Genomic DNA, 1612 nt, shown 5'->3' with positions numbered 1-1612 from the left:
CCACCCCGGCGGGCGCACCCCTGCCGCCGGGCGGCTACCGTCCGCCGTTCGCCCCGCACGGCCCGTACGCCGGATCGCGCCCCTCGCCGGCGCCGGCGCCACCACCGCGACCGCCGAAGCGGCCGAAGGAGCGCTCGGCCCTCGGCGCGATCACCTTCTCACTGATCTTCCTGGCGCTGGGCCTGGTGGCGATGCTCGACCTGCTCGACGTGTTCCCCGTCGGCGCGGCCGGCTACTTCGCCGCGGTGCTGGCCACGATCGGCCTCGGGCTGCTCGTGGGCACCTGGTTCGGCCGGGCCCGGTGGCTGATCGCTCTCGGTCTGGTGACCGCGGCGGCGCTCGGCGTCGCCACCGTCGCCGAGTCCTACGACCGGATCCGTGGCATCGACGGGAACGTCACCTGGGCCCCCACCGACCGGCGCGACCTGGCGGCCCGGTACGAGAACAACCTCGGTGACGCGGTGCTCGACCTGCGCGCCATCGACTTCGACAAGCAGGACGTCCAGGTGACCGTCGACGTCAACCTCGGCAACGCGACGGTGGTCGTGCCGCCGGACGTCGACGTCACCACGGTGGCGGACGTCAACGCCGGTGAGGCCACCGTCTTCGGCCGCCGCACCGGCGGGCTCAACGGCCGCCACTGGGAGAGCACCGACGCCGGCGCGGACGGCCCCGGCGGGGGCAAGCTGCGCCTCTACGTCCACGTGAACGCCGGAAACCTGGAGGTGACCCGGTGAAGGCCCACCGCACCGACGTCGTGTCGTTCGCCTTCGGGCTGGTCTTCCTCGGGCTCGCCCTCTGGTGGCTGCTGGCCCGGATCCTCGGGCTGGCCGTTCCGCCGGTCGGCTGGTTCCTGGCCGGCGGGCTGGTCCTGATCGGACTGCTCGGGCTGGTCGGAGCGTTGCGCTCGGGCCGCGGGCCGGACCGGTCGGATCAGTCCGACCAGTCCGGCGGGTCCGACCGGCCGAGCCCGACCGGAGAGCCGGAGACGACGGTGGCGGCACCGTACCGCGACGGCACCCCGGCCGGCGGCCGGGCGGTGTCCGAGGAGGCCGACGAGTGGCCGACCGGGGCGACGACCGACGTGCCGACCCCGGCGTCGGAGGACCGGCCCGTCGCCCTGGAGCCGGAGTCGTCCGAGCCGGCCACCCGCGAGCTGCCACCGCTCGACCCGGGGGACGACGGACCACGGGCGGACCGGGCCGGGTGACCCGTCGGCCCGCCCGCACCGCTACGGCGGCGCGACGACGCCGCCTATGCTGGTCGGTGGAGATCCCGCCTCCGCCGGCCGGCACCGCCCACCCGACCACGCAGAGCGCTCCCTGGCCGGTCGGCCGCCACCGAGGCGGTTCCCGTCCGTCCCTATCTCGTCAGGAGCCCGTCAGACATGACCCAGTCCCCCGCCGTGCGCGTCACCGCTCCGTCCGGCGCGGTCCGCATCGGCGAGCGCGCCGCCCGTACGCTCGTCAGCGAGTTCGCCCGGCGTAACGACCCCAAGACCGGCCTGCTGGTCGGCGCGACCCCGGAGTCCGCGGTGCTGGCCGCGGCGATCGAGGCGCTGCTCCCGGGCGACCGGCTCGTCGTGGCGCCGGCGGAGGGCGCCGCGGCCGCC

At 76.1% G+C, this 1612-nt stretch carries 1 protein-coding gene and 2 pseudogenes; all 3 read left to right on the top strand.

Going from position 1 to position 1612, the window contains the following annotated elements; translation table 11 throughout:
• Positions 1–737, top strand: a 737-nt coding sequence (locus HUW36_RS32400) for a LiaF domain-containing protein (protein WP_246248435.1), incomplete at its 5' end; no start/stop codon positions are given.
• A pseudogene (locus tag HUW36_RS35405) lies at positions 734–916 on the top strand (hypothetical protein); the annotation flags it as partial. The gene HUW36_RS32400 and the pseudogene HUW36_RS35405, both read left to right, overlap by 4 nt.
• 471 nt (positions 917–1387) lie before the next feature.
• Positions 1388–1612, top strand: a pseudogene (locus tag HUW36_RS32390) (phosphatidylserine decarboxylase); the annotation flags it as partial.

Source organism: Micromonospora maritima (assembly GCF_902825405.1).
In the GTDB taxonomy this organism is placed as follows: Bacteria; Actinomycetota; Actinomycetes; order Mycobacteriales; family Micromonosporaceae; genus Micromonospora; species Micromonospora maritima.
This window is presented reverse-complemented; position numbering and strand designations above follow the sequence as displayed.